18 protein-coding genes are annotated in these 17,606 nt (G+C 72.9%); 12 read left to right on the top strand and 6 right to left on the bottom strand.

Going from position 1 to position 17,606, the window contains the following annotated elements; genetic code table 11:
- The first annotated feature begins 60 nt into the window (after positions 1–60).
- From ACIBBF_RS07255 to ACIBBF_RS07235, 5 genes are all read left to right on the top strand, one after another.
- Positions 61–1,080 carry an aliphatic sulfonate ABC transporter substrate-binding protein gene (locus ACIBBF_RS07255; protein WP_397411988.1) on the top strand — a complete coding sequence of 340 codons (1,020 nt, stop codon included), beginning with the start codon at positions 61–63 and terminating at the stop codon, positions 1,078–1,080.
- Positions 1,073–1,861 carry an ABC transporter permease gene (locus ACIBBF_RS07250; protein ID WP_397411986.1) on the top strand — a complete coding sequence of 263 codons (789 nt, stop codon included), beginning with the start codon at positions 1,073–1,075 and terminating at the stop codon, positions 1,859–1,861. Before ACIBBF_RS07255 ends, ACIBBF_RS07250 begins: the two co-directional genes overlap by 8 nt.
- Positions 1,862–1,928: 67 nt before the next feature.
- Entirely contained in the window at positions 1,929–3,326 is a 1,398-nt protein-coding gene (locus ACIBBF_RS07245; protein WP_397411984.1) for an O-acetylhomoserine aminocarboxypropyltransferase/cysteine synthase family protein, read from the top strand.
- Complete coding sequence (locus ACIBBF_RS07240) at positions 3,323–3,814, top strand: CoA-binding protein (RefSeq protein ID WP_397411982.1); 492 nt, start codon at positions 3,323–3,325, stop codon at positions 3,812–3,814. The genes ACIBBF_RS07245 and ACIBBF_RS07240 overlap by 4 nt, the downstream gene beginning before the upstream one ends.
- A 43-nt stretch (positions 3,815–3,857) precedes the next feature.
- Positions 3,858–4,475, top strand: a complete 618-nt coding sequence (locus ACIBBF_RS07235; RefSeq protein ID WP_397411980.1) for a uridine kinase — start codon at positions 3,858–3,860, stop codon at positions 4,473–4,475.
- A gap of 25 nt (positions 4,476–4,500) precedes the next feature.
- Here the strand turns inward: ACIBBF_RS07235 and ACIBBF_RS07230 are convergent, their stop codons facing one another.
- The 3 genes from ACIBBF_RS07230 to ACIBBF_RS07220 all read right to left on the bottom strand — a co-directional run bounded on the left by ACIBBF_RS07230 (position 4,501) and on the right by ACIBBF_RS07220 (position 7,890).
- On the bottom strand, positions 4,501–5,235 hold the full coding sequence (locus ACIBBF_RS07230) for a VOC family protein (protein ID WP_397411979.1): 735 nt from the start codon (positions 5,233–5,235) through the stop codon (positions 4,501–4,503).
- A gap of 191 nt (positions 5,236–5,426) precedes the next feature.
- Positions 5,427–6,536 (bottom strand): low molecular weight phosphatase family protein, encoded by a 1,110-nt coding sequence (locus ACIBBF_RS07225; protein ID WP_397411977.1) that lies wholly within the window; start codon positions 6,534–6,536, stop codon positions 5,427–5,429.
- 85 nt (positions 6,537–6,621) lie between these two features.
- Positions 6,622–7,890 carry an NAD(P)/FAD-dependent oxidoreductase gene (locus ACIBBF_RS07220; RefSeq protein ID WP_397412681.1) on the bottom strand — a complete coding sequence of 423 codons (1,269 nt, stop codon included), beginning with the start codon at positions 7,888–7,890 and terminating at the stop codon, positions 6,622–6,624.
- Between the two features lie 173 nt (positions 7,891–8,063).
- On the opposite strand from ACIBBF_RS07220, the gene ACIBBF_RS07215 reads away from it, so the two are divergent.
- The 3 genes from ACIBBF_RS07215 (at position 8,064) to ACIBBF_RS07205 (ending at position 11,560) form a co-directional block, all read left to right on the top strand.
- Complete coding sequence (locus ACIBBF_RS07215) at positions 8,064–9,485, top strand: amino acid permease (protein WP_397411975.1); 1,422 nt, start codon at positions 8,064–8,066, stop codon at positions 9,483–9,485.
- Between the two features lie 75 nt (positions 9,486–9,560).
- The gene (locus ACIBBF_RS07210) at positions 9,561–10,781 is read left to right on the top strand and encodes a metallophosphoesterase family protein (RefSeq protein WP_397411973.1); all 1,221 of its coding nucleotides are present in this window, start codon (positions 9,561–9,563) and stop codon (positions 10,779–10,781) included.
- Between the two features lie 68 nt (positions 10,782–10,849).
- Positions 10,850–11,560 carry an MOSC domain-containing protein gene (locus ACIBBF_RS07205; protein WP_397411971.1) on the top strand — a complete coding sequence of 237 codons (711 nt, stop codon included), beginning with the start codon at positions 10,850–10,852 and terminating at the stop codon, positions 11,558–11,560.
- 52 nt (positions 11,561–11,612) lie between these two features.
- Here the strand turns inward: ACIBBF_RS07205 and ACIBBF_RS07200 are convergent, their stop codons facing one another.
- Positions 11,613–12,080, bottom strand: coding sequence for a DUF6194 family protein (locus ACIBBF_RS07200; protein ID WP_397411969.1), 468 nt, complete (start codon positions 12,078–12,080; stop codon positions 11,613–11,615).
- Between the two features lie 42 nt (positions 12,081–12,122).
- Between ACIBBF_RS07200 and ACIBBF_RS07195 the strand changes: the two genes are divergently transcribed.
- On the top strand, positions 12,123–12,842 hold the full coding sequence (locus tag ACIBBF_RS07195) for a MerR family transcriptional regulator (RefSeq protein WP_397411967.1): 720 nt from the start codon (positions 12,123–12,125) through the stop codon (positions 12,840–12,842).
- 54 nt (positions 12,843–12,896) lie between these two features.
- On the opposite strand, the gene ACIBBF_RS07190 is transcribed toward ACIBBF_RS07195, so the two are convergent.
- Both ACIBBF_RS07190 and ACIBBF_RS07185 read right to left on the bottom strand, forming a co-directional pair.
- Positions 12,897–13,388, bottom strand: coding sequence for a PH domain-containing protein (locus ACIBBF_RS07190; protein ID WP_397411965.1), 492 nt, complete (start codon positions 13,386–13,388; stop codon positions 12,897–12,899).
- A gap of 33 nt (positions 13,389–13,421) precedes the next feature.
- Positions 13,422–14,096, bottom strand: coding sequence for a histidine phosphatase family protein (locus ACIBBF_RS07185; protein WP_397411963.1), 675 nt, complete (start codon positions 14,094–14,096; stop codon positions 13,422–13,424).
- A gap of 122 nt (positions 14,097–14,218) precedes the next feature.
- On the opposite strand from ACIBBF_RS07185, the gene ACIBBF_RS07180 reads away from it, so the two are divergent.
- The 3 genes from ACIBBF_RS07180 (at position 14,219) to ACIBBF_RS07170 (ending at position 17,294) form a co-directional block, all read left to right on the top strand.
- On the top strand, positions 14,219–16,066 hold the full coding sequence (locus tag ACIBBF_RS07180) for an FAD-dependent oxidoreductase (protein WP_397411961.1): 1,848 nt from the start codon (positions 14,219–14,221) through the stop codon (positions 16,064–16,066).
- A complete protein-coding gene (locus ACIBBF_RS07175) occupies positions 16,059–16,979 on the top strand; it encodes an intradiol ring-cleavage dioxygenase (protein WP_397411959.1) in 921 nt (306 codons plus the stop codon). Before ACIBBF_RS07180 ends, ACIBBF_RS07175 begins: the two co-directional genes overlap by 8 nt.
- A 177-nt stretch (positions 16,980–17,156) precedes the next feature.
- Positions 17,157–17,294, top strand: a complete 138-nt coding sequence (locus ACIBBF_RS07170; RefSeq protein WP_397411957.1) for a hypothetical protein — start codon at positions 17,157–17,159, stop codon at positions 17,292–17,294.
- Positions 17,295–17,606 lie beyond the last annotated feature (312 nt).

Here is a 17,606-nt window from a genome sequence, read left to right as displayed (position 1 = left end):
CACCACCGGATCGACCCACCCAGCCCGCCGGCCGCCGTCGGGCAGCGAGAGGAAACAACCATGCGTCACCGTAGGTACACCGCCCTGGCGTCCGGCCTCGTCCTGGTCTCGGCGATGGCGACGACCGGCTGCGTGGCGGGCGAGGGCTCGGCCGCCGCGGACGGCGCGGGGGACTGGAGCACCGGCACCCTCAACATCGACTTCGCCACCTACAACCCCCTCAGCCTCGTCGTCCGCGACCAGGGCTGGCTGGAGGAGGAGCTCGACGGCGTCGAGGTGACCTGGGTGCAGTCCGACGGCTCCAACACGGCGAACGAGAACCTGCGCGCCGCGGCGATCGACGTCGGCTCGACGGCGGGGTCCGCGGCGCTGCTGGCGCGGGCGAACGGGTCACCGATCCGGACCGTCGACGTCTACAGCCAGCCCGAGTGGTCGGCGATCGTGGTGGCGGGCGACTCGGAGATCACGGACGTGGCGGACCTGGCGGGCGCGTCGGTCGCGGCGACCAAGGGCACCGACCCGTACTTCTTCCTGCTCCAGACGCTCGACGACGCGGGGATCGCCCTGGACGACGTCGAGGTGCAGAACCTGCAGCACGCCGACGGCCGCGCCGCGCTCGACAACGGCTCGGTCGACGCCTGGGCGGGGCTCGACCCGATCATGGCCGCGGCCGAGGCGGAGTCCGGCGACACGCTGATCTACCGGAACATCGACTTCAACACCTACGGGTTCCTCAACGTCCGCGAGGAGTTCGTGGACGAGCACCCGGACGTGACGCAGGCCGTGGTGGACGCCTACGAGCGGGCGCGGGCCTGGGCGCTGGAGCACCCCGAGGAGCTGTCCGCGCTCCTCGCCGAGGTCGCCTCGATCGACCCCGAGGTCGCGTCCACCGTGATCGAGGAGCGCACGGTGCTGGACCTCGACCCCGTGCCCGGCGACGCGCAGCGCGACGTGCTGGAGGTCGTGGGGCCCATCTTCGTGGAGTCGGGCGACGTGACCGCGCAGGAGGACGTCGACACCGCGCTGGACGAGCTGTTCGCGCCGGAGTTCGCGCAGGAGGCGGTGGCCTCGGATGAGTGACGGCCCCGGGCACCGCGGCCTCGGCGGCCTCGGGCGCGCCGGCCGGGTGGCGGTCGGCCTCCTGGTGCCGGTCGCCCTCCTCGGGCTGTGGTGGGGCACGACGGCGGCCGGGCTCGTCCCGGCCTACCAGCTCCCCGGGCCGGTGGCCGTGTGGGACGCCGCCGTCGACCTCGTCGAGCGTGGCCAGCTCGGGCACCACGTGGCCATCTCGACGCAGCGTGTCCTGGTCGGGTTCGCGCTGGGCGCCGCCGCCGGTCTCGCCGTCGGCGCCCTGGTGGGCCTGTCCCGGCTCGGCGACCTCCTGCTCGCGCCGACGCTCGGCGCGATCCGCGCCGTGCCGTCGCTCGCCTGGGTGCCGCTGCTGATCCTGTGGCTGCGGATCGGTGAGGAGTCGAAGATCACCCTCATCGCGATCGGCGCGTTCTTCCCCGTGTACACGACCGTTGCCGCGGCCCTGCGGCACGTGGACCCGCACCTCGTGGAGGTAGGCCGGGCGTTCGGGCTGCGCGGCCTGCGGCTCCTGTCCGTGGTCCAGCTCCCCGCCGTCGTGCCGTCGCTGGTGGCGGGGCTGCGGCTGGCGCTCGCGCAGTCGTGGCTGTTCCTCGTGGCGGCCGAGCTGATCGCGTCGTCGATGGGGCTCGGGTTCCTGCTCAACGACTCCCAGCAGAACGGGCGGGTGGACCGCATCCTGCTCGCGATCGTGCTGCTCGCGGTGCTGGGCAAGCTGACCGACGCGCTGATCGGTCTCGGTGAACGGCGGCTCCTGCGGAAGTGGGCATGATGGCGGGCGGCACGCCGGGCGCGAGGGCACGGGCCCGGGAGAACTCAGGACGGAAGGCAGGACGACGATGACCGAGCACACCTTCGGGTTCCGTACGCGGGCCCTGCACGCCGGGGGCATCCCCGACGCGGCGACCGGGGCACGGGCGGTGCCGATCTACCAGACCACGTCGTTCGTGTTCCAGGACACCGACGACGCCGCGAACCTCTTCGCGCTGCAGAAGTACGGCAACATCTACTCGCGCATCGGCAACCCGACGGTCGCGGCCCTGGAGGAGCGGATCGCGTCCCTGGAGGGCGGCATCGGCGCCGTCGCGACGGCGTCCGGCATGTCGGCGGAGTTCATCACGTTCGCCGCGCTCGTCGGGGCGGGCGACCACGTGGTCGCCTCGGCCCAGCTCTACGGCGGCACGGTGACGCAGCTCGACGTGACGCTGCGGCGGTTCGGCGTCGAGACCACCTTCGTGCCCGGTACCGACCCCGCCGACTACGCCGCGGCGATCACCCCCGAGACCAAGGTGCTCTACACCGAGGTCGTGGCCAACCCGTCGGGCGAGGTGGCCGACCTGGAGGGGCTGGCGGAGGTGGCCCACGCCGCCGGCATCCCGCTGGTGGTGGACGCGACGCTCGCGACGCCCTATCTGGTGCGGCCCATCGAGCACGGCGCGGACATCGTGCTCCACTCCGTGACCAAGTTCCTGGGCGGGCACGGCACCACGCTGGGCGGCGTCGTGGTCGAGTCCGGCCGGTTCGACTGGGGCAACGGCAAGTTCCCGCAGATGACCGAACCTGTCCCGTCCTACGGCGACGTGCGCTGGTGGGGCAACTTCGGCGAGTACGGGTTCCTCACCAAGCTGCGCTCCGAACAGCTCCGCGACATCGGCCCGGCGCTCTCCCCGCAGTCCGCGTTCCAGCTCCTGCAGGGCATCGAGACCCTGCCGCACCGCCTCGACGCGCACCTGGCGAACGCCCGGGCCGTGGCCGAGTGGCTCGACACCGACCCGCGCGTCTCCTACGTGCTCTGGGCGGGCCTGCCCTCGCACCCGCACCACGAGCGGGCGCAGAAGTACCTGCCGCTCGGGCCGGGTTCGGTCTTCGCGTTCGGCCTGCAGGTTCCTCCGGCAGGCGCCGGGCCCGACGCCGAGAGCCTGGCCCTCGCCACGGACGCGCCGGTCGGCGCCGCGGTGCCCGTGGACGAGCACCTGCCCGTCCCGGACGGCCGCGAGGCCGGTCGGCTGTTCATCGAGTCGCTGCAGCTCGCCTCGCACCTCGCGAACGTCGGCGACGCGCGGACCCTGGTGATCCACCCCGCGTCGACCACCCACCAGCAGCTCTCCGCGGAACAGCTCGAGGCGGCCGGCGTTCCCGAGGACCTCATCCGCATCTCCGTGGGCCTGGAGGACGTCGAGGACATCCTCTGGGACCTCGACCAGGCGCTCACCAAGGCGACGGGAGCGAACCGATGACCGAGGTCACCCGGACCTGGCAGGGCCCCAGCGCGCCCGAGCGCCTGCGGATCCTGCGCTCCACGAGGTCGATCGCGATCGTCGGTGCCTCGGCGAACCCGGCGCGCGCGAGCTACTTCGTGGCGACCTACCTGCTGTCCTCCTCCCCGTACGAGGTGTACTTCGTGAACCCGCGGGCCACCGAGATCCTGGGGCACCCCGTGTACCCGAGCCTGGCCGACCTGCCCGTCGTGCCCGACCTCGTGGACGTCTTCCGACGGCACGAGGACCTGCCCACCGTGCTCGACGAGACGCTGGCCGTCGGGGCGAAGACCCTCTGGCTGCAGCTCGGCTCCTGGCACGAGGACGTGGCACGCACGGCCGAGGCCGCGGGGCTGAACGTCGTGATGGACCGGTGCGTCAAGATCGAGCACGCGCGGTTCCACGGCGGGCTGCACCTGGCCGGGTTCGACACGGGCGTCATCAGCTCGCGCCGGGCGGACCGGTAGGGCGGCTCGCGGCCCGGGCCGGGCGGCATAGAGTCGTTCCTCGATGAGCACACGCGTCGAACCGGTCAGTGCCGCGCTCCTCGTCGAGCGGATCGTCGATCTCGTCCTCGCCCGGCCCGGCGCACCGGTGCGGCTGCTCGTCGACGGACACCCGTCGACCCACCCCGAGCGGCTGGCCAACGCGCTCGTCGCGTCGCTGGAGACGGCCGGCCGGCCCGTCGCCCGCGTCCGGGTCCGCGACTTCCTGCGTCCCCGGTCCCTGCGACTCGAACGGGGCCGCGACGACCCGGACAGCCTGCTCGACGGATGGATCGACGTCGAGACCCTGAACCGCGAGGTGCTGCGGCGCGTCGTCGAGCACGGTGAGTACCTGCCCAGCCTGCGGGACCCGGAGACCGACCGGGTCACGCGCGCCGGTTACGTCCCCACCGTCCCGGGAACCGTGGTCGTGCTCGACGGCACGCTCGCGGTCGGCCGCGGGCTCGACACCGACGTCGCCGTGCACCTCGCGCTCAAGCCGGGCACGCTCCGCCGCCGTACCGCGCCCGGGGACGCCTGGGAGCTGCCCGCGTACGAGCGGCACGCCGCGCAGGCGGAGCACGAGGCGGACCTCGTGGTCCGGGTCGACCACCCGGACCACCCCGCCCTCGTGCACCGTTGACCGACGGGCCGAGGAGCGGCGAACGTCAGTGCACCAGGCAGAACGGGTGGCCCGCAGGGTCGGCGAACACCCGGAACCCGCTGCTCCCGCCGGGCAGGCGCGTGGCGCCCGCAGCCAGGACAGCGGCCTCCCCGGCGTCGAGGTCCGGCACCTCCACGTCGAGGTGGAGCTGCTGCGGGTAGGCCGGGTCCGGCCACCGGGGCGCGTTGTAGCCCTCCACGGTCTGGAACAGCAGGGGCCGGGCGCCGCCCAGCATGGCCACGCCGTCGGCGTCGTAGGTGACCGGCTCGCCCATCACCTGCGACCAGAACGCGGCGAGAGCCGAGGCGTCCGGGCAGTCGAACGTGGCGCCCATGACGGTGACGCCGTCGACCCCCTCCTTGGCGCAGATGTCGAACGGGTGCCCGGCCGGGTCCGCGAGCGTGATCCACTGCTCGTTCTCCCGCAGCACGGTCGCGCCCAGCTCCACCGCGCGGGCGCTCGCGCCCGCCATGTCGGAGGCGTAGAGGTCGAGGTGGGCCTGCTGCGGGTGCTCCTGGCCGGGCCACTGCGGCGGCACCAGGTCGGGGGCGAGCTGGAACGCGATGCCCCACCGGTCGGGCGTCACGACGGTGATCCAGTCGTCGGACTCCGAGGACACGGTGCCGCTCGTCAGTGCCTTCCAGAAGTCCGCCTCGACGCCCAGGTTCGGGACGTCCAGGACCACGGAGTCCAGGGTTCCCACGCCACCGGCGGGCTCGGCGGACGGTGAATCGCTCATGGTGCTGTCCTCTCGGGATGGTCGCGCGACGTTCTCTGCGTACCCCCACCATGCACCGAGCCACTGACACTCCCCACCGGTGCCGCCGTGTGGCGCGGGCGACCGCCTGAATTGTCCACAGGGGTTGTCCACAGACCTGTGAATACGCTGCTCACGACCGGCGCGTCCGGCCCCGAGGTCGAGCCGGCCGGCTAACGCGTCTTCCGCCGGCCCTCGGCGCCGAGGTCCGGCGTCGCCCCGGACCACTGCCCCCGACCCGGGCGCGGCAGCCACCCGGACCGCCCGCCTGCCCCGGCGCCCACGTCGGAGGACGGCGCAGCGCCGGGCGCCGCGTCGTCAGCGACGGCACCGTCGCCGTCCCCCGCGTCGATCTCCGCGAGCAGGTCCCGCACGCGGGCCGTGATGTCGTCGACGATCCGTTCGACCTCCTCGATCGGCCGGCCCGCGGGGTCGTCGAGCGGCCAGTCGAGGTAGCGGCGACCGGGGTACACGGGGCAGGCGTCCCCGCAGCCCATCGTCACGATGACGCCGGACGCGCGCACGACGTCGTCCGTCAGCACCCGCGGGAACTCGATGAGGCCGTCCAGCCCGCGGCGGGCCAGCACGGTCTCCGTCGTGCGGTCGGGCTCGGCGGCGGGCCGGCTGCCCGCGGTACGGACGCGGACCCGGTCGCCCGCGAGGCGGCGCGTCACGGCCGCCGCGATCTGGGAGCGCCCCGTGTTGTGCACGCAGACGAACAGGACGTCGCGCGCCGAGCCGTGCGTCACCTCGGTCATCGCGGCGAGCCGGTCCGCCGCGAGCCACGCGGTCAGCGCGGGGAGCTGCGCGGGCGACCCGGTTCTCCCGTCCAGGGTCGTGTAGCACTCACGGACCAGCCGTTCGACGGTGCCCGCACCGGCGGTCGCGGTGAACCCCGTGGAGAGCGTCTCGGTCACGCGGGCGAGCAGGGCCTCGTGGTCGCGCACGTCGAGCGCGGGCTCGCCCGGGTGCCGGGGCGTCGCGAGCGCTGCCGCACCGTACCGGGCGATCCCGCGGGACGACACGCGGTACAGCGGGCCGGACGCCGCGGCCGCCGAGCCCACGACGGCCGTCGAGCCCACGACGGCCACCAGGCCCACGGCGGCGAGCGCCTCGAGATGGCGTCCCAGGTCCGCGACGGCGTCCGCGCTGCCGGGGTGCGGTGCCAGGTCGGCCGCGGAGCAGCGGCCGGCGGGGTGCGTGAGCATGCGGCCCACCAGGCGCAACCGTTCGGGGTTCGCCATGGTCAGGTCCTGCGCGATCCGCAGCTCGTCCGGGGTCATGGTTCTCCTTGGCAGACGGCGGCGTGGCCGAGCGCCAGGAGTTGAGGCTACCGCGTCGTCGTGCCCGGCGGCGCGCAGGGGGTCGTCACGCGGTCGGCGTCCCGGACCGGGGCGGGCGCACCGTCGGCACGTCGCCGACGATCGGCACGGGCCGCCGGTGGAACGGGAACCCGTAGCGCGTGACCAGGCCCGCGAGCGTCGTGACCCGGTTGCGGGGGCCCACCAGCGACATGATGTGCACGAACAGCCAGACCAGCCAGGCGATGCCCTTGGTGAGCCGGATCTGCCGCTTGCCGGGCAGGTTGATCTCCGCGATGGCGGCCCGGCGGCCGATCACCGCCATCGTGCCCTTGTCGACGTAGCGCAGGTTCTCCAGGGGGCGGCCCTCCACCAGGGCCCGGATGTTGCGGCCGACGAGCGCGCCGCCCTGGATGGCGGGCTGCGCGAGCTGCGGCAGGTCGGCGGGCGAGACGGCGATGTCACCGGCGGCGAAGACGCCGGGCAGCCCTTCGACCTGGAGGTCGTCGCCCACGGTGATGCGGCCGCCCTCGTCCTGCGGCAGGCCCCAGCCGGCGACCTCGTCGTGCGGGCGTACACCGGCGGACCAGACGGTGAGGTCGGCGTGGATGCGGGTCCCGTCGGTGAGCACCACGGCGTCGCGTTCCACGGCGGCGACACCGGCTCCCAGGTGCAGCGACACCCCGCGGTGCCGCAGCTCCCGGGCCGCGTAGGACCGCAGTGCGGGCGCGAACGACTTGAGGATCTCGCCGCCGCGCTGCACCACCTTGACCTCGAAGGCGTCGCCGTGGATCTCCGGGTAGGCCGGTGCGAGCCCGGCGGTGCGCAGCTCGGCGAGCGCGCCCGCGACCTCGACGCCCGTGGCGCCGCCGCCCACGACGACGACGCGCAGGCCGTCGTCGATCCGCTTGGACTTCGCCGCCTTCTCCAGGCGGATGAAGAGGTTGTCGCGGATCCGCATCGCCTGGGACCGCGAGTACATGGGGAACGCGAACTCCTTGGCGCCGGGCGTGCCGAAGAAGTTGGTGGTCACGCCCGCGGTCACCACGAGGTAGTCGTAGCTGATCCAGTGGTCGTTGAGCAGGCGGATCTTCCTGGCCTGGTGGTCCGCCTCCACCAGGTGCTCGTGCACCACGTGCACGTTCTTCTGCTTCAGCCGCAGGCCGCGCAGGAAGTAGGTGACGTCGCCCGGGTTCAGGCCGCCCGTGGCCACCTGGTAGAGCAGCGGCTGGAACGTGTTGTAGACCCGGCGGTCGATCAGCGTGATCCGGACCGGCGCGTCCCGCAGAGCCTTCACGACGGCCATGCCGGCGAACCCGCCGCCGACCACGACCACGTGCGGCAACGGCTCCGGGTGGCCGGCCAGTGGGGTCTCCAGGCCGTAGTCCGGGTCCTCGTCGGGAGCGGGGGTGAGGGCGGGATCGGTCACAGGCACGAGTCTCTCACCGGAGCCGAACCACTCACATCCGCTGCGGGGCCGACGCCGCTGTCGGGTTACCGTGGTCGGTCGTGAGCACTACTGAGGAGACGAGCGGCAGCGCCGAGACCGACCGGCAGCTCGCGCACGGGCTGCGCACGCGCCACCTGACCATGATGGGCCTGGGGTCCGCCATCGGCGCGGGCCTGTTCCTGGGCTCCGGCCTGGGCGTGGCCGCGGCAGGTCCGGCGGTGCTGCTCAGCTACGCGATCGCCGGCGCGATCGTGGTGCTCGTCATGCGGATGCTGGCGGAGATGGCCTCCGCGCTCCCGTCGAGCGGGTCCTTCTCCGTCTACGCCGAGGCCGCGCTGGGCCGCTGGGCCGGGTTCCTTCTGGGCTGGCTGTACTGGTTCACCATCGTCATGGTGCTCGGCGTCGAGGTGACCGGTGTGGCCGGGATCGTGCACGGCTGGTGGCCCGCGGTGCCGCAGTGGGTGGTCGCGGCGGCCGTGGTCGCGGTGTTCGGTGCCGTCAACCTGATCGGCGTGCGGCAGTTCGGCGAGGCCGAGTTCTGGTTCGCGACCGTCAAGGTGGCGGCGATCGTCGGCTTCCTGGTGCTCGGCGTGCTCATCGTCACGGGCGTGGTGCCCGTGACCGGCAGCGTCCTGGGTCACTGGGCCGAGCACGGCGGCTTCGCCCCCGCCGGCCTCGCGGGCATCGCGGCCGGCCTGCTCACCGTGGTCTTCGCGTTCGGCGGCATCGAGATCGTCACCATCGCGGCCGCGGAGGCCCGCGACCCGCGGGCGGCGGTCGCCAGCGCGACCCGCACCATCCTGTGGCGCATCCTGTTCTTCTACGTGGGCTCCGTCGCGATCATGGTCGCCCTCATCCCGTGGACCGACGCCGCCCGCCTGGAGTCGCCGTTCGTCTCCGTGCTGGAGATGGCCGGGTTCGACGGCGCGGCGCGGCTCATGGAGGTCGTCGTGGTGCTCGCACTGCTGAGCGCCTTCAACGCCAACGTCTACGCGACCTCCCGCATGCTGTTCTCGCTCGGCGGCCGCGGTGACGCACCGGCGCTCGCGACCCGGGTGTCCGGCCGCGACGTGCCGTGGGTGGCGGTACTGGTCTCGGTGTTCTTCGGCGTCGTCGCCGTGCTGCTGAACTACCTGCTGCCCGAGTCGCTGCTCGGCGTGCTGCTCAACGCCGTCGGCTCCGCGCTGCTCGTGGTGTGGCTGCTGGTGGTCGTGGCGCAGCTCCGGCTGCGGCCGCGGCTGGAGGCCGCGGCGGCGGAGCGGGGCGAGACGCTGCGCCTGCGCGCATGGGGCTACCCGTGGCTCTCCTGGGCCACGCTGGCGGCCCTCGTGGCGGTGGTCGCCCTCATGCTGTCCGACGACGCCGCCCGCCCGCAGATCGCCGCGACCACCGGCCTGGTCGCCGTGATCCTGGTGGTCTACGTGATCGCCCGGGCCGTGCGCCGTTCCCGGCCCGACTCCGCGGAGCCGGCCCGGCTGTAGGCGTTCAGCAGACCGTCACCGGGGGTCCATCCGCCGGACGAGCGGTCGCCAGCGTGGCCCCCGATCGTCGTCGGCATGAGTGAGAACACCGTCGGCGGCACGCCGACCGAGACCACCCCGGCGGGCGACGCCACCGGCGTCGACCGCCGTACGTTCCTGTCCCTGAGCAGCCTCGGCGCCGCGGGCGTCGCGACCGTGGCGGCCACTGCCGCCGCACCGGCCGACGCCGCCGAGCTCGCCCGGCACCCGCAGCGCGGACTGCGGTTCGGTCGGGACGGGAAGTTCAAGGTCGTCCAGTTCAACGACACGCAGGACGACGAGAAGATCGACCGCCGCACGCTGGAGTTGATGCGGGCGGTGCTCGACGACGAGCGCCCCGACCTCGTCGTCCTCAACGGTGACAACATCACCGGTGGCTGCGACACCCCGCTGGAGATGCGCCAGGCGATGAACAACGTGGTGCAGCCGATGGAGGAGCGGGCGATCCCGTGGGCCGTCACCTTCGGCAACCACGACGAGGACTCCACGCCGGACAGCGGCGTGGACGAGGCGGACATGCTCGCCTTCTACCGGTCCTACCGCCACAACGTGAACGGCCCGACGGCGCCCGGCGTCACCGGCCAGGGCAACTCGAACGTGCTGATCGAGGGCCGGGACGGCCGCCCGGCGTTCAACCTGTGGCTGCTCGACTCCGGGCGGTACGCCCCGGACACCCTCGCGGGCCAGGACTTCGACGGCTACCCCCACTGGGACTGGCTGCGCATGGACCAGGTGAAGTGGTACTACGACACGTCGGTCCAGCTCGAGCGCCGGTACGGACGCGTGATCCCGTCGCTCATGTTCATCCACATCCCGCTGTGGGAGTACCGGTTCATGTGGTTCGGCTCCGTGGACGGGCGTACCGACGCCGACCACGAGCGCGGCCGGGTCCGCCACCGCATCGAGGGGGAGCGGAACGAGGACGAGTGCCCCGGTCCGTTCAACTCCGGCATGTTCTCGGCGATCCAGCACCGCGGCGACGTCCGCGGCGTGTTCTGCGGGCACGACCACGTGAACACCTACTCGGGCGACTACTACGGCGTGCTGCTCGGGTACGCGGGCAACACGGGGTTCGGCACGTACGGCCTCGGCGGCGCCGAGCGCAACCGCCTGCGCGGCGCCCGGGTCTACGACCTCGACGAGTCGGTCGACGACGTGCTGGCCGGTACACGCATGCGCTTCGCGTCGGAGTTCGGCATCGACCTCACCGCGAACGACCAGTGGATGGAGCCCCTGCCGCTGCCCCGGGGCAAGTAGTCCAGGCCGTTCTCCCGGCCGCCCGCGGGGGCGGCCGGGAGACACGTCCGGAATGAGAAAATGGGTGCATGGCTGAGCTCCTCGCGGTGTGCCGCGTCCACGTCCTGCACCCCGACGCCGGCCCCGTCGGAGTCACGGCCATCGACAAGCGTCCCGTCGAGGGCCGCGTGAAGGTGCGGCCCCTCGGTCTGTACGCGGACCTCCAGGCGGACCGCGCCAACCACGGCGGTCTCGACCAGGCGGTCTACGCCTACGCCCAGGAGGACGCCGACCACTGGTCCGCCGAGCTGGGCCGTGAGGTGACACCCGGCCTGTTCGGCGAGAATCTGCGCACCAGCGGCCTGGACGTGAACCGTGCGGTGATCGGCGAACGGTGGCAGGTCGGGTCGGCGCTGCTGGAGGTCACCCAGCCCCGCGTGCCCTGCCAGACCTTCGGACGCCGGCTCGGCGAGCAGCGCTGGGTGCGCCGGTTCGCGCAGGCCAACCGCACCGGGGCGTACCTCCGCGTGATCGAGAACGGTGACCTCGGCGCCGGCGACACCGTCGACGTCGTGCAGCGCCCCGTGCACGGCGTGACGATCTCCGACTGGTTCGCCGCCCGCTACGGCGTGCCGGTCGCGGGCGCCCCGGGTGCGGACGAGAAGGGCGCGCCCGACCCCGACGCGCTGGAGCGGCTGGCGCAGCGGCTCCTGAACGCGCAGGCGGCGGGCGACGTCCGGCTCAGCGTCGACATGCTGCGCCGCGCCGAGCAGGCGGCGGGCGGGGCCGTCGTCGACTGACGGGTCGTCGCGCCCTGCCGTCCGTCACCCGCCCGGGGAGATGTTCGCGCGGTCAGGCCCGGCGTTCGTACCGGGCCCGGGCGGCCTCGTGCGCCTCGCGCAGGAGCCGGAGCACCGTGTCCGTCGTGCTCGGTCCGGGATTGACCACGGCGACCCAGCCGGCCGACCCGTAGACGGGGTGGGGCAGCAGCACGTCGGCGGTGTCGGGCGGCGCGGCACCGGGCTCCGTGAGCTCGTGCAGCGCGGTGCGTCCCACGTGGATGTTGACGCGCAGGCGCCCCGCCGGGTCGAGGTCGGAGGCCGTGTCGTCCGGGTAGTCCTTGGTGACGATGGTGGCGTAGGGCTGGACGTTCCGGGGCATCCGGCCGTCGGGTGCGTAGTAGAAGAAGGTGTCGCCCCAGGCCAGCTCGGGCACGTCGGGATCGCCGGTGGTCGGGGCCACGACGAGCGCGCCGTCGAGGGCACGCACCGTCTCGAGGATCCGTCGGGTGGTCGGGTCGGTACTCTGCGAGTGGTCCATGCTTCAAGCATCACCTTCAAGTGCTTCTGTGGGGTTGGGTCCGTGACACCTCGAACCACGGCCGGTGGCCGGCTGCGTACCGCCGACGTCGCCCGCGAGTCCGGCTACTCGCCGCAGCAGGTCCGGGACCTGGAACGCCTCGGCGTCATCCCGCCCGCGGTCCGCGAGGCCAACGGGTACCGCGCCTACACCGGCAGGCACGTCCGGGCACTGCGTGCGTACCGGGGCCTGGCGAGCGCGGCGGGCCCGGTCGACGCGCGGCGCCTGCTCGCGGAGGTGGCGGACCTCGCCGGTGCCGCCGCCGCGGTCGGCGCCGTCCACGTCCGCCTGGCGCAGGAGCGGGACGAGGTGCTCCGTGCGCGGGCGGCGCTCGACGCCATCGAGGGCGAGCTGCCCGCGCACGGCGAGGTCCACGACGCCGACGTCATGACCATCACCCAGCTCGCCGCGGCCCTCGGCGTGCGCACGTCCACGCTCCGGTTCTGGGAGCAGGAGGGCCTCGCCGTCCCGCAGCGGGTGACGAGCCTCCGCGCCCGCCAGTACGGCCCCGCCGCCGTCCGCGAGGCGCGCGTCGTGGCCGCGCTGCGCGCCGGTGGCTACGGCATCCCGGCGGTGCGGGACGTCGTCGCGTCGCTGCGGGGGCACGCCGGCATCGCCGAGACCAGGCAGATCCTGGACCACCGCCTGGACCGGATCGCCACCCGCACGATCGCCCTGCTCCGCGCGGGCGCCGACATCGCGGCGGTCATCGAGGCAGGCTGACGGCGCACCCCCGGACACCCGGCGAACCCGCCGGGTCAGCGGCCCGGGCGGGCCTCAGTCGTCGCTGAGCAGCTTGCCCTGCCGCACCAGGTCCTGCAGGGTGCGCTGCACCTGCTCGACGTCCGGCACGTCGTCCAGCACCATGCCCGGCTGGTCGGTGCCGTCCGAGATCACGAGCGTGCCGCAGCCGAAGAACCGGTCGCTGAGCTGCTTCTCGAACGTGACGTTGTTGATCCGGTAGAGCGGGATGTCACGGCCCGTCTGCGTCAGGATGCCGGTGCGCAGCGCGACGCGCTGGTTGGTGATGATGTACCGGGTGGTACGCCAGCGCAGGAACGGCCCTGCGGCCGCGACCAGGCCGAGGAGCACGAGCACGGCGGTCGCGAACCACAGCACGATCGGGTCCACCGGCAGGGGCAGCACCCACAGGGCCACCAGGACGACGACCAGCACCAGCAGCAGCAGGACCGGCTTGACGATCTTCTTGGGGTGGGTGCGGAGCTGCATCACGATGGTCTCGCCGTCGGCGAGGTGCTCTTCCCTCATTCCGCGAATACTGCCCTACTGCGCGAACCGGATCTACTGTGCGGCCAGGTTCCATCCCTCGATGGTGCGGAGGTCGTGCCCGTACCCGAGGAGGCACACGGCGGCCGTGCCGAGCTCGAACCGGGCGCCCAGCCGCGGGTCCACCCCGAGCCAGACGGTGGCGAGCACCCGCAGCAGATGGCCGTGCGCGACGAGCAGCACGTCGCCCCCGGCCCCGAGCGTCTCCTCCGCGCGGGCGACCACCCGGGCGGCCCGGGCGGCGACCTGCTCCAGCGTCTCGCCCGGCCGTCCGCCTCCGTGCTCGGGCGAGGGCGGCAGCACGCGCACGCCGTCCTCGAAGATCTGGAACTCGCGGCCCAGCTCCTCGGACACGTCGCGGGAGGTGCGGCCGTCCACGGGCCCGTAGTCCCACTCGGCGAGGTCCTCGTCGACGACGGCGCCCGGGTGCCCGGCGAGCTCCGCCGTCCGCCGGGCGCGGGTCAGCGGCGAGGTGCGGACGGCGGCGAACTCGTAGCGGGCCAGCGTGGTCCCCGCCGACCGTGCCTGCTCCTCGCCGGCCTCGGTGAGCGGGATGTCGGTGCGTCCGGTGTGCTGCCCGCTCCGGCTCCACTCCGTCTCGCCGTGCCGGAGCAGCACGAGCTGGGGATCGCGCGGGGGAGTCAGGGGCTGGGGCTGGTTCGGTGGCTGGTTCGGCGGCTGGTGCGGCATGGGACGAGCATCCAGCGTCCGGCGGGCGCGCGCACCCCTGCACGCCGTCCCACCTGCGGATACCTGAGGCAAATTACTGGTTTGCCCTTTTCTGTGAGGTGGTCGCACGACATCCTGGGGTCATGCCTGAGTTCGACGACGGTCAGACCGCGACCGCACTGCCCAGCACCGCCGCACGCAGCACCGGGACCGGGACACCGGGCACCGCCGACGTCGTCGTCGAGACCGACGTGCTGGTGGTCGGCTCGGGACCGGCGGGCGCCTCGGCCGCCCTGTTCCTGTCCAGCCTCGGGGTCGGCACCATCATGATCACCAAGTACCGCTGGACGGCGAACACGCCCCGCGCGCACATCACCAACCAGCGCACCATGGAGATCTTCCGCGACCTGGGCATCGAGGACCAGGTGCTCGCGGACGCCACGCCGCACGAGCTGGTGGGCGACACGGTGTTCTGCACGACGATCGCGGGCGAGGAGATCGGCCGCATCCTCACCTGGGAGACGCACCCGGCCCGCGAGGCGGACGCACGCCTCGCGTCGCCGTCGCTCACCGTCGACATCCCGCAGACCTATCTCGAGCCGATCCTGGTGAAGAACGCCGCCCAGCGGGGCGCGCAGACGCGGTTCTCCACGGAGTACCTGGGCCACATGCAGGACGACGACGGCGTCAGCACCCGCGTACTCGACCGTCTCACCGGCACCGAGTACACGATCCGCTCGAAGTACCTGATCGGCGGCGACGGCGCCCGTTCCCAGGTGGCCGCGGACATCGACCTTCCCATGGAGGGCGCGATGGACATCGCCGGCTCCATGAACATCACCTTCAAGGCCGACCTGACGCACCTCGTGGGCCACCGCCCGTCGGTCCTGTACTGGGTGCTCCAGCCGGGCTCCGACGTCGGAGGCATCGGCGCGGGTCTGGTCCGCATGGTGCGGCCGTGGAACGAGTGGCTCATCGTGTGGGGCTACGACATCGCGGGCGACCCGCCGCAGCTCGACGACGCGGCGGCCACCGAGATCGTGCGTCAGCTCGTGGGCGTGGAGGACCTCGACGTCGAGATCACCGGCTACTCGCTGTGGGGCAACAACCAGATGTACGCCACCCACCTCCAGAAGGGCCGGGTCTTCTGCGCGGGCGACGCCGTGCACCGGCACCCGCCGAGCAACGGGCTGGGCTCCAACACGTCGGTCCAGGACTCCTACAACCTGGCGTGGAAGATCGCCGCGGTGCTGAACGGCCACGCCGCGCCGTCGCTGCTGGACACGTACTCGACCGAGCGCGCCCCGGTCGCGGAGCAGATCGTGCTGCGCGCCAACAAGTCGGGCGGCGAGTTCCGGTTCATGGAGGTGCTCGGGGTCCTGGACGCCGAGACACCAGAGGCCATGCAGGCGGCGATCGACGAGCGCAAGGCGAACACGCCGGCCGGTGCGGCCAAGCGGGCGGCGCTCGTGGAGGCCATGGACCTCAAGCACTACGAGTTCAACGCGCACGGCGTGGAGATGGGCCAGTTCTACGAGTCGGCCGCGATCGTCCCCGACGGTTCTCCCCAGCCTGTGGACGAGCGCGACCCCGAGCTCTACTACCAGCAGTCCACGGTGCCCGGCGCGCGGTTCCCGCACGTCTGGGTGGCCGACGTGGACGGGCACAAGCGCTCGACGCACGACCTGGTGCCGTACGGGCGGTTCACGCTCGTGACCGGCATCGCGGGCGAGGCCTGGGCCGACGCCGCGGCGAAGGTCGCCGCCGAGCTCGGCGTGCCGCTGGCGGCGGTGGTCATCGGACCGGGGCGCGAGGTGATCGACACCTACTACGACTGGGCACGGATCCGCGGGGTCGAGGAGTCGGGCGCCGTCCTGGTCCGGCCCGACACGCACGTCGCGTGGCGGGCACAGACCCTGGCCGACGACCCGGCGGGCGCGCTGGGCGACGCCCTGCGCTCGGTCCTCGGCAGGGGACGGCACGATGACTGAGCCGCACGCCGCAGGGGCCGCCGGGCACCCGGCCGAGCCCGTCGACGCCGAGCAGGCCGCCCGCGAGCAGGAGCTCGTCGACCGGGTCGCGGCGTCGTTCGCGGGCGCGGACGACGAGCGCCTGGCGACCGTCCTGCAGTCCCTGACCCGGCACCTGCACGCGTTCCTGCGCGAGGTGCGGCTCACCGAGGACGAGTGGAACCAGGGCATCGCGTTCCTCACCGCCGCCGGTCACATCACCGACGACAAGCGGCAGGAGTTCATCCTGCTGTCCGACGTGCTGGGTGCCTCCATGCAGACCATCGCCATCAACAACGCGGCCTACGAGAACGCGACGGAGGCCACCGTCTTCGGCCCGTTCTTCGTGGACGACGCCCCGCGCATCGAGAACGGCGGCGACATCGCCGGCGGCGCCACCGGCCAGCCCTGCTGGGTCGAGGGCACCGTCACCGACACCTCGGGCAAGCCCGTGCCCGGCGCGCGCATCGAGGTGTGGGAGGCGGACGAGGACGGCTTCTACGACGTCCAGTACGGTGACGACCGCACCGCGGGCCGCGCCCACCTCTTCACGGACGACGACGGCGGCTACCGCTTCTGGGGTGTCACGCCCACGCCGTACCCGATCCCGCACGACGGTCCGGTGGGTGCGCTGCTGGCGGCGTCCGGCCGCTCCCCGATGCGCGCCGCGCACCTGCACTTCATGGTGACGGCGCCCGGGCTGCGCACGCTGGTGACCCACATCTTCGTGCGCGGCGACGAGCTGCTCGCCTCGGACTCGGTGTTCGGCGTCAAGGACTCGCTCGTCATGGACTTCGACGAGCAGCCCGCCGGCACGCCGACACCGGACGGCCGCGCGGTCGACGGCACCTGGGCACGCACGCGCTTCGACGTCGTGCTCGCTCCGGGCGGCTGACCGGGGCCGGCGTGCACGGGGCGGCGAACCGGGCCCGCCGCGTGCTGACGCGGTGGTGAGGTCGATGTCACAGCCACTTCGGTCGACGGCGAGACGCGGTACCGCCGAAAATGGTAGACCCGCACATCAGCGGTGAACCACGTGCAGCGCTACGCCTGGCTGCACCGGAGGAGGACCATGACGGACGCCGACGACGCTCAGTACCACTCCATCGCCAACCCGCGCCGGACCACGCTCCTGCACCGGAGCGTCCTCGACGCGTTCTCGCCGCAACGCGAGGAACGCGATGCTTCCGAGGAGACGTCCGCGGGCTGACCGCGTAACGCCCTTCCCCGCTTCGCTGAGACCGGACGCCTGCGTCCCCGGTCACCTGCTCCGTGCAGCTGACCCGGGACGTGGGCGTCCTGTCGTTCTCGGATCGTCCGCCAGGCGAGACGGTTCCAAAGTTCACCCCCTCGGTCCCAGGCGCCGGCCTGCCCCGGTGAACGGGCTGGTACGACCCCACAACGCGGGTTCCTCGGGTGTGACAGGCATCACTCGTGTTACATGGCTGAAACATTTCCGCTAGGCTGTATGCGGCTTCATCTTCCACAATTCGGTACGGCAGTGTGCCGGAGCACGACCAGT

It is taken from the genome of Promicromonospora sp. NPDC050880, assembly GCF_044456525.1.
Lineage (GTDB): Bacteria > Actinomycetota > Actinomycetes > Actinomycetales > Cellulomonadaceae > Promicromonospora.
The sequence above is the reverse complement of the archived record's forward strand: the minus strand, read 5'-3'. Positions and strand labels throughout refer to the sequence as shown.

What these genes read in the sequence shown, in the direction of transcription:
- ACIBBF_RS07210 (WP_397411973.1), top strand. Translation starts at nt 9,561, where the DNA reads ATGAGTGAGAACACCGTCGGCGGCACGCCGACCGAGACCACCCCGGCG.
- ACIBBF_RS07235 (WP_397411980.1), top strand. Translation starts at nt 3,858, where the DNA reads ATGAGCACACGCGTCGAACCGGTCAGTGCCGCGCTCCTCGTCGAGCGG.
- ACIBBF_RS07190 (WP_397411965.1), bottom strand. Translation starts at nt 13,388, where the DNA reads ATGAGGGAAGAGCACCTCGCCGACGGCGAGACCATCGTGATGCAGCTC.
- ACIBBF_RS07240 (WP_397411982.1), top strand. Translation starts at nt 3,323, where the DNA reads ATGACCGAGGTCACCCGGACCTGGCAGGGCCCCAGCGCGCCCGAGCGC.
- ACIBBF_RS07255 (WP_397411988.1), top strand. Translation starts at nt 61, where the DNA reads ATGCGTCACCGTAGGTACACCGCCCTGGCGTCCGGCCTCGTCCTGGTC.
- ACIBBF_RS07245 (WP_397411984.1), top strand. Translation starts at nt 1,929, where the DNA reads ATGACCGAGCACACCTTCGGGTTCCGTACGCGGGCCCTGCACGCCGGG.
- ACIBBF_RS07185 (WP_397411963.1), bottom strand. Translation starts at nt 14,096, where the DNA reads ATGCCGCACCAGCCGCCGAACCAGCCACCGAACCAGCCCCAGCCCCTG.
- ACIBBF_RS07205 (WP_397411971.1), top strand. Translation starts at nt 10,850, where the DNA reads ATGGCTGAGCTCCTCGCGGTGTGCCGCGTCCACGTCCTGCACCCCGAC.
- ACIBBF_RS07200 (WP_397411969.1), bottom strand. Translation starts at nt 12,080, where the DNA reads ATGGACCACTCGCAGAGTACCGACCCGACCACCCGACGGATCCTCGAG.
- ACIBBF_RS07225 (WP_397411977.1), bottom strand. Translation starts at nt 6,536, where the DNA reads ATGACCCCGGACGAGCTGCGGATCGCGCAGGACCTGACCATGGCGAAC.
- ACIBBF_RS07230 (WP_397411979.1), bottom strand. Translation starts at nt 5,235, where the DNA reads ATGAGCGATTCACCGTCCGCCGAGCCCGCCGGTGGCGTGGGAACCCTG.
- ACIBBF_RS07180 (WP_397411961.1), top strand. Translation starts at nt 14,219, where the DNA reads ATGCCTGAGTTCGACGACGGTCAGACCGCGACCGCACTGCCCAGCACC.
- ACIBBF_RS07175 (WP_397411959.1), top strand. Translation starts at nt 16,059, where the DNA reads ATGACTGAGCCGCACGCCGCAGGGGCCGCCGGGCACCCGGCCGAGCCC.
- ACIBBF_RS07170 (WP_397411957.1), top strand. Translation starts at nt 17,157, where the DNA reads ATGACGGACGCCGACGACGCTCAGTACCACTCCATCGCCAACCCGCGC.
- ACIBBF_RS07250 (WP_397411986.1), top strand. Translation starts at nt 1,073, where the DNA reads ATGAGTGACGGCCCCGGGCACCGCGGCCTCGGCGGCCTCGGGCGCGCC.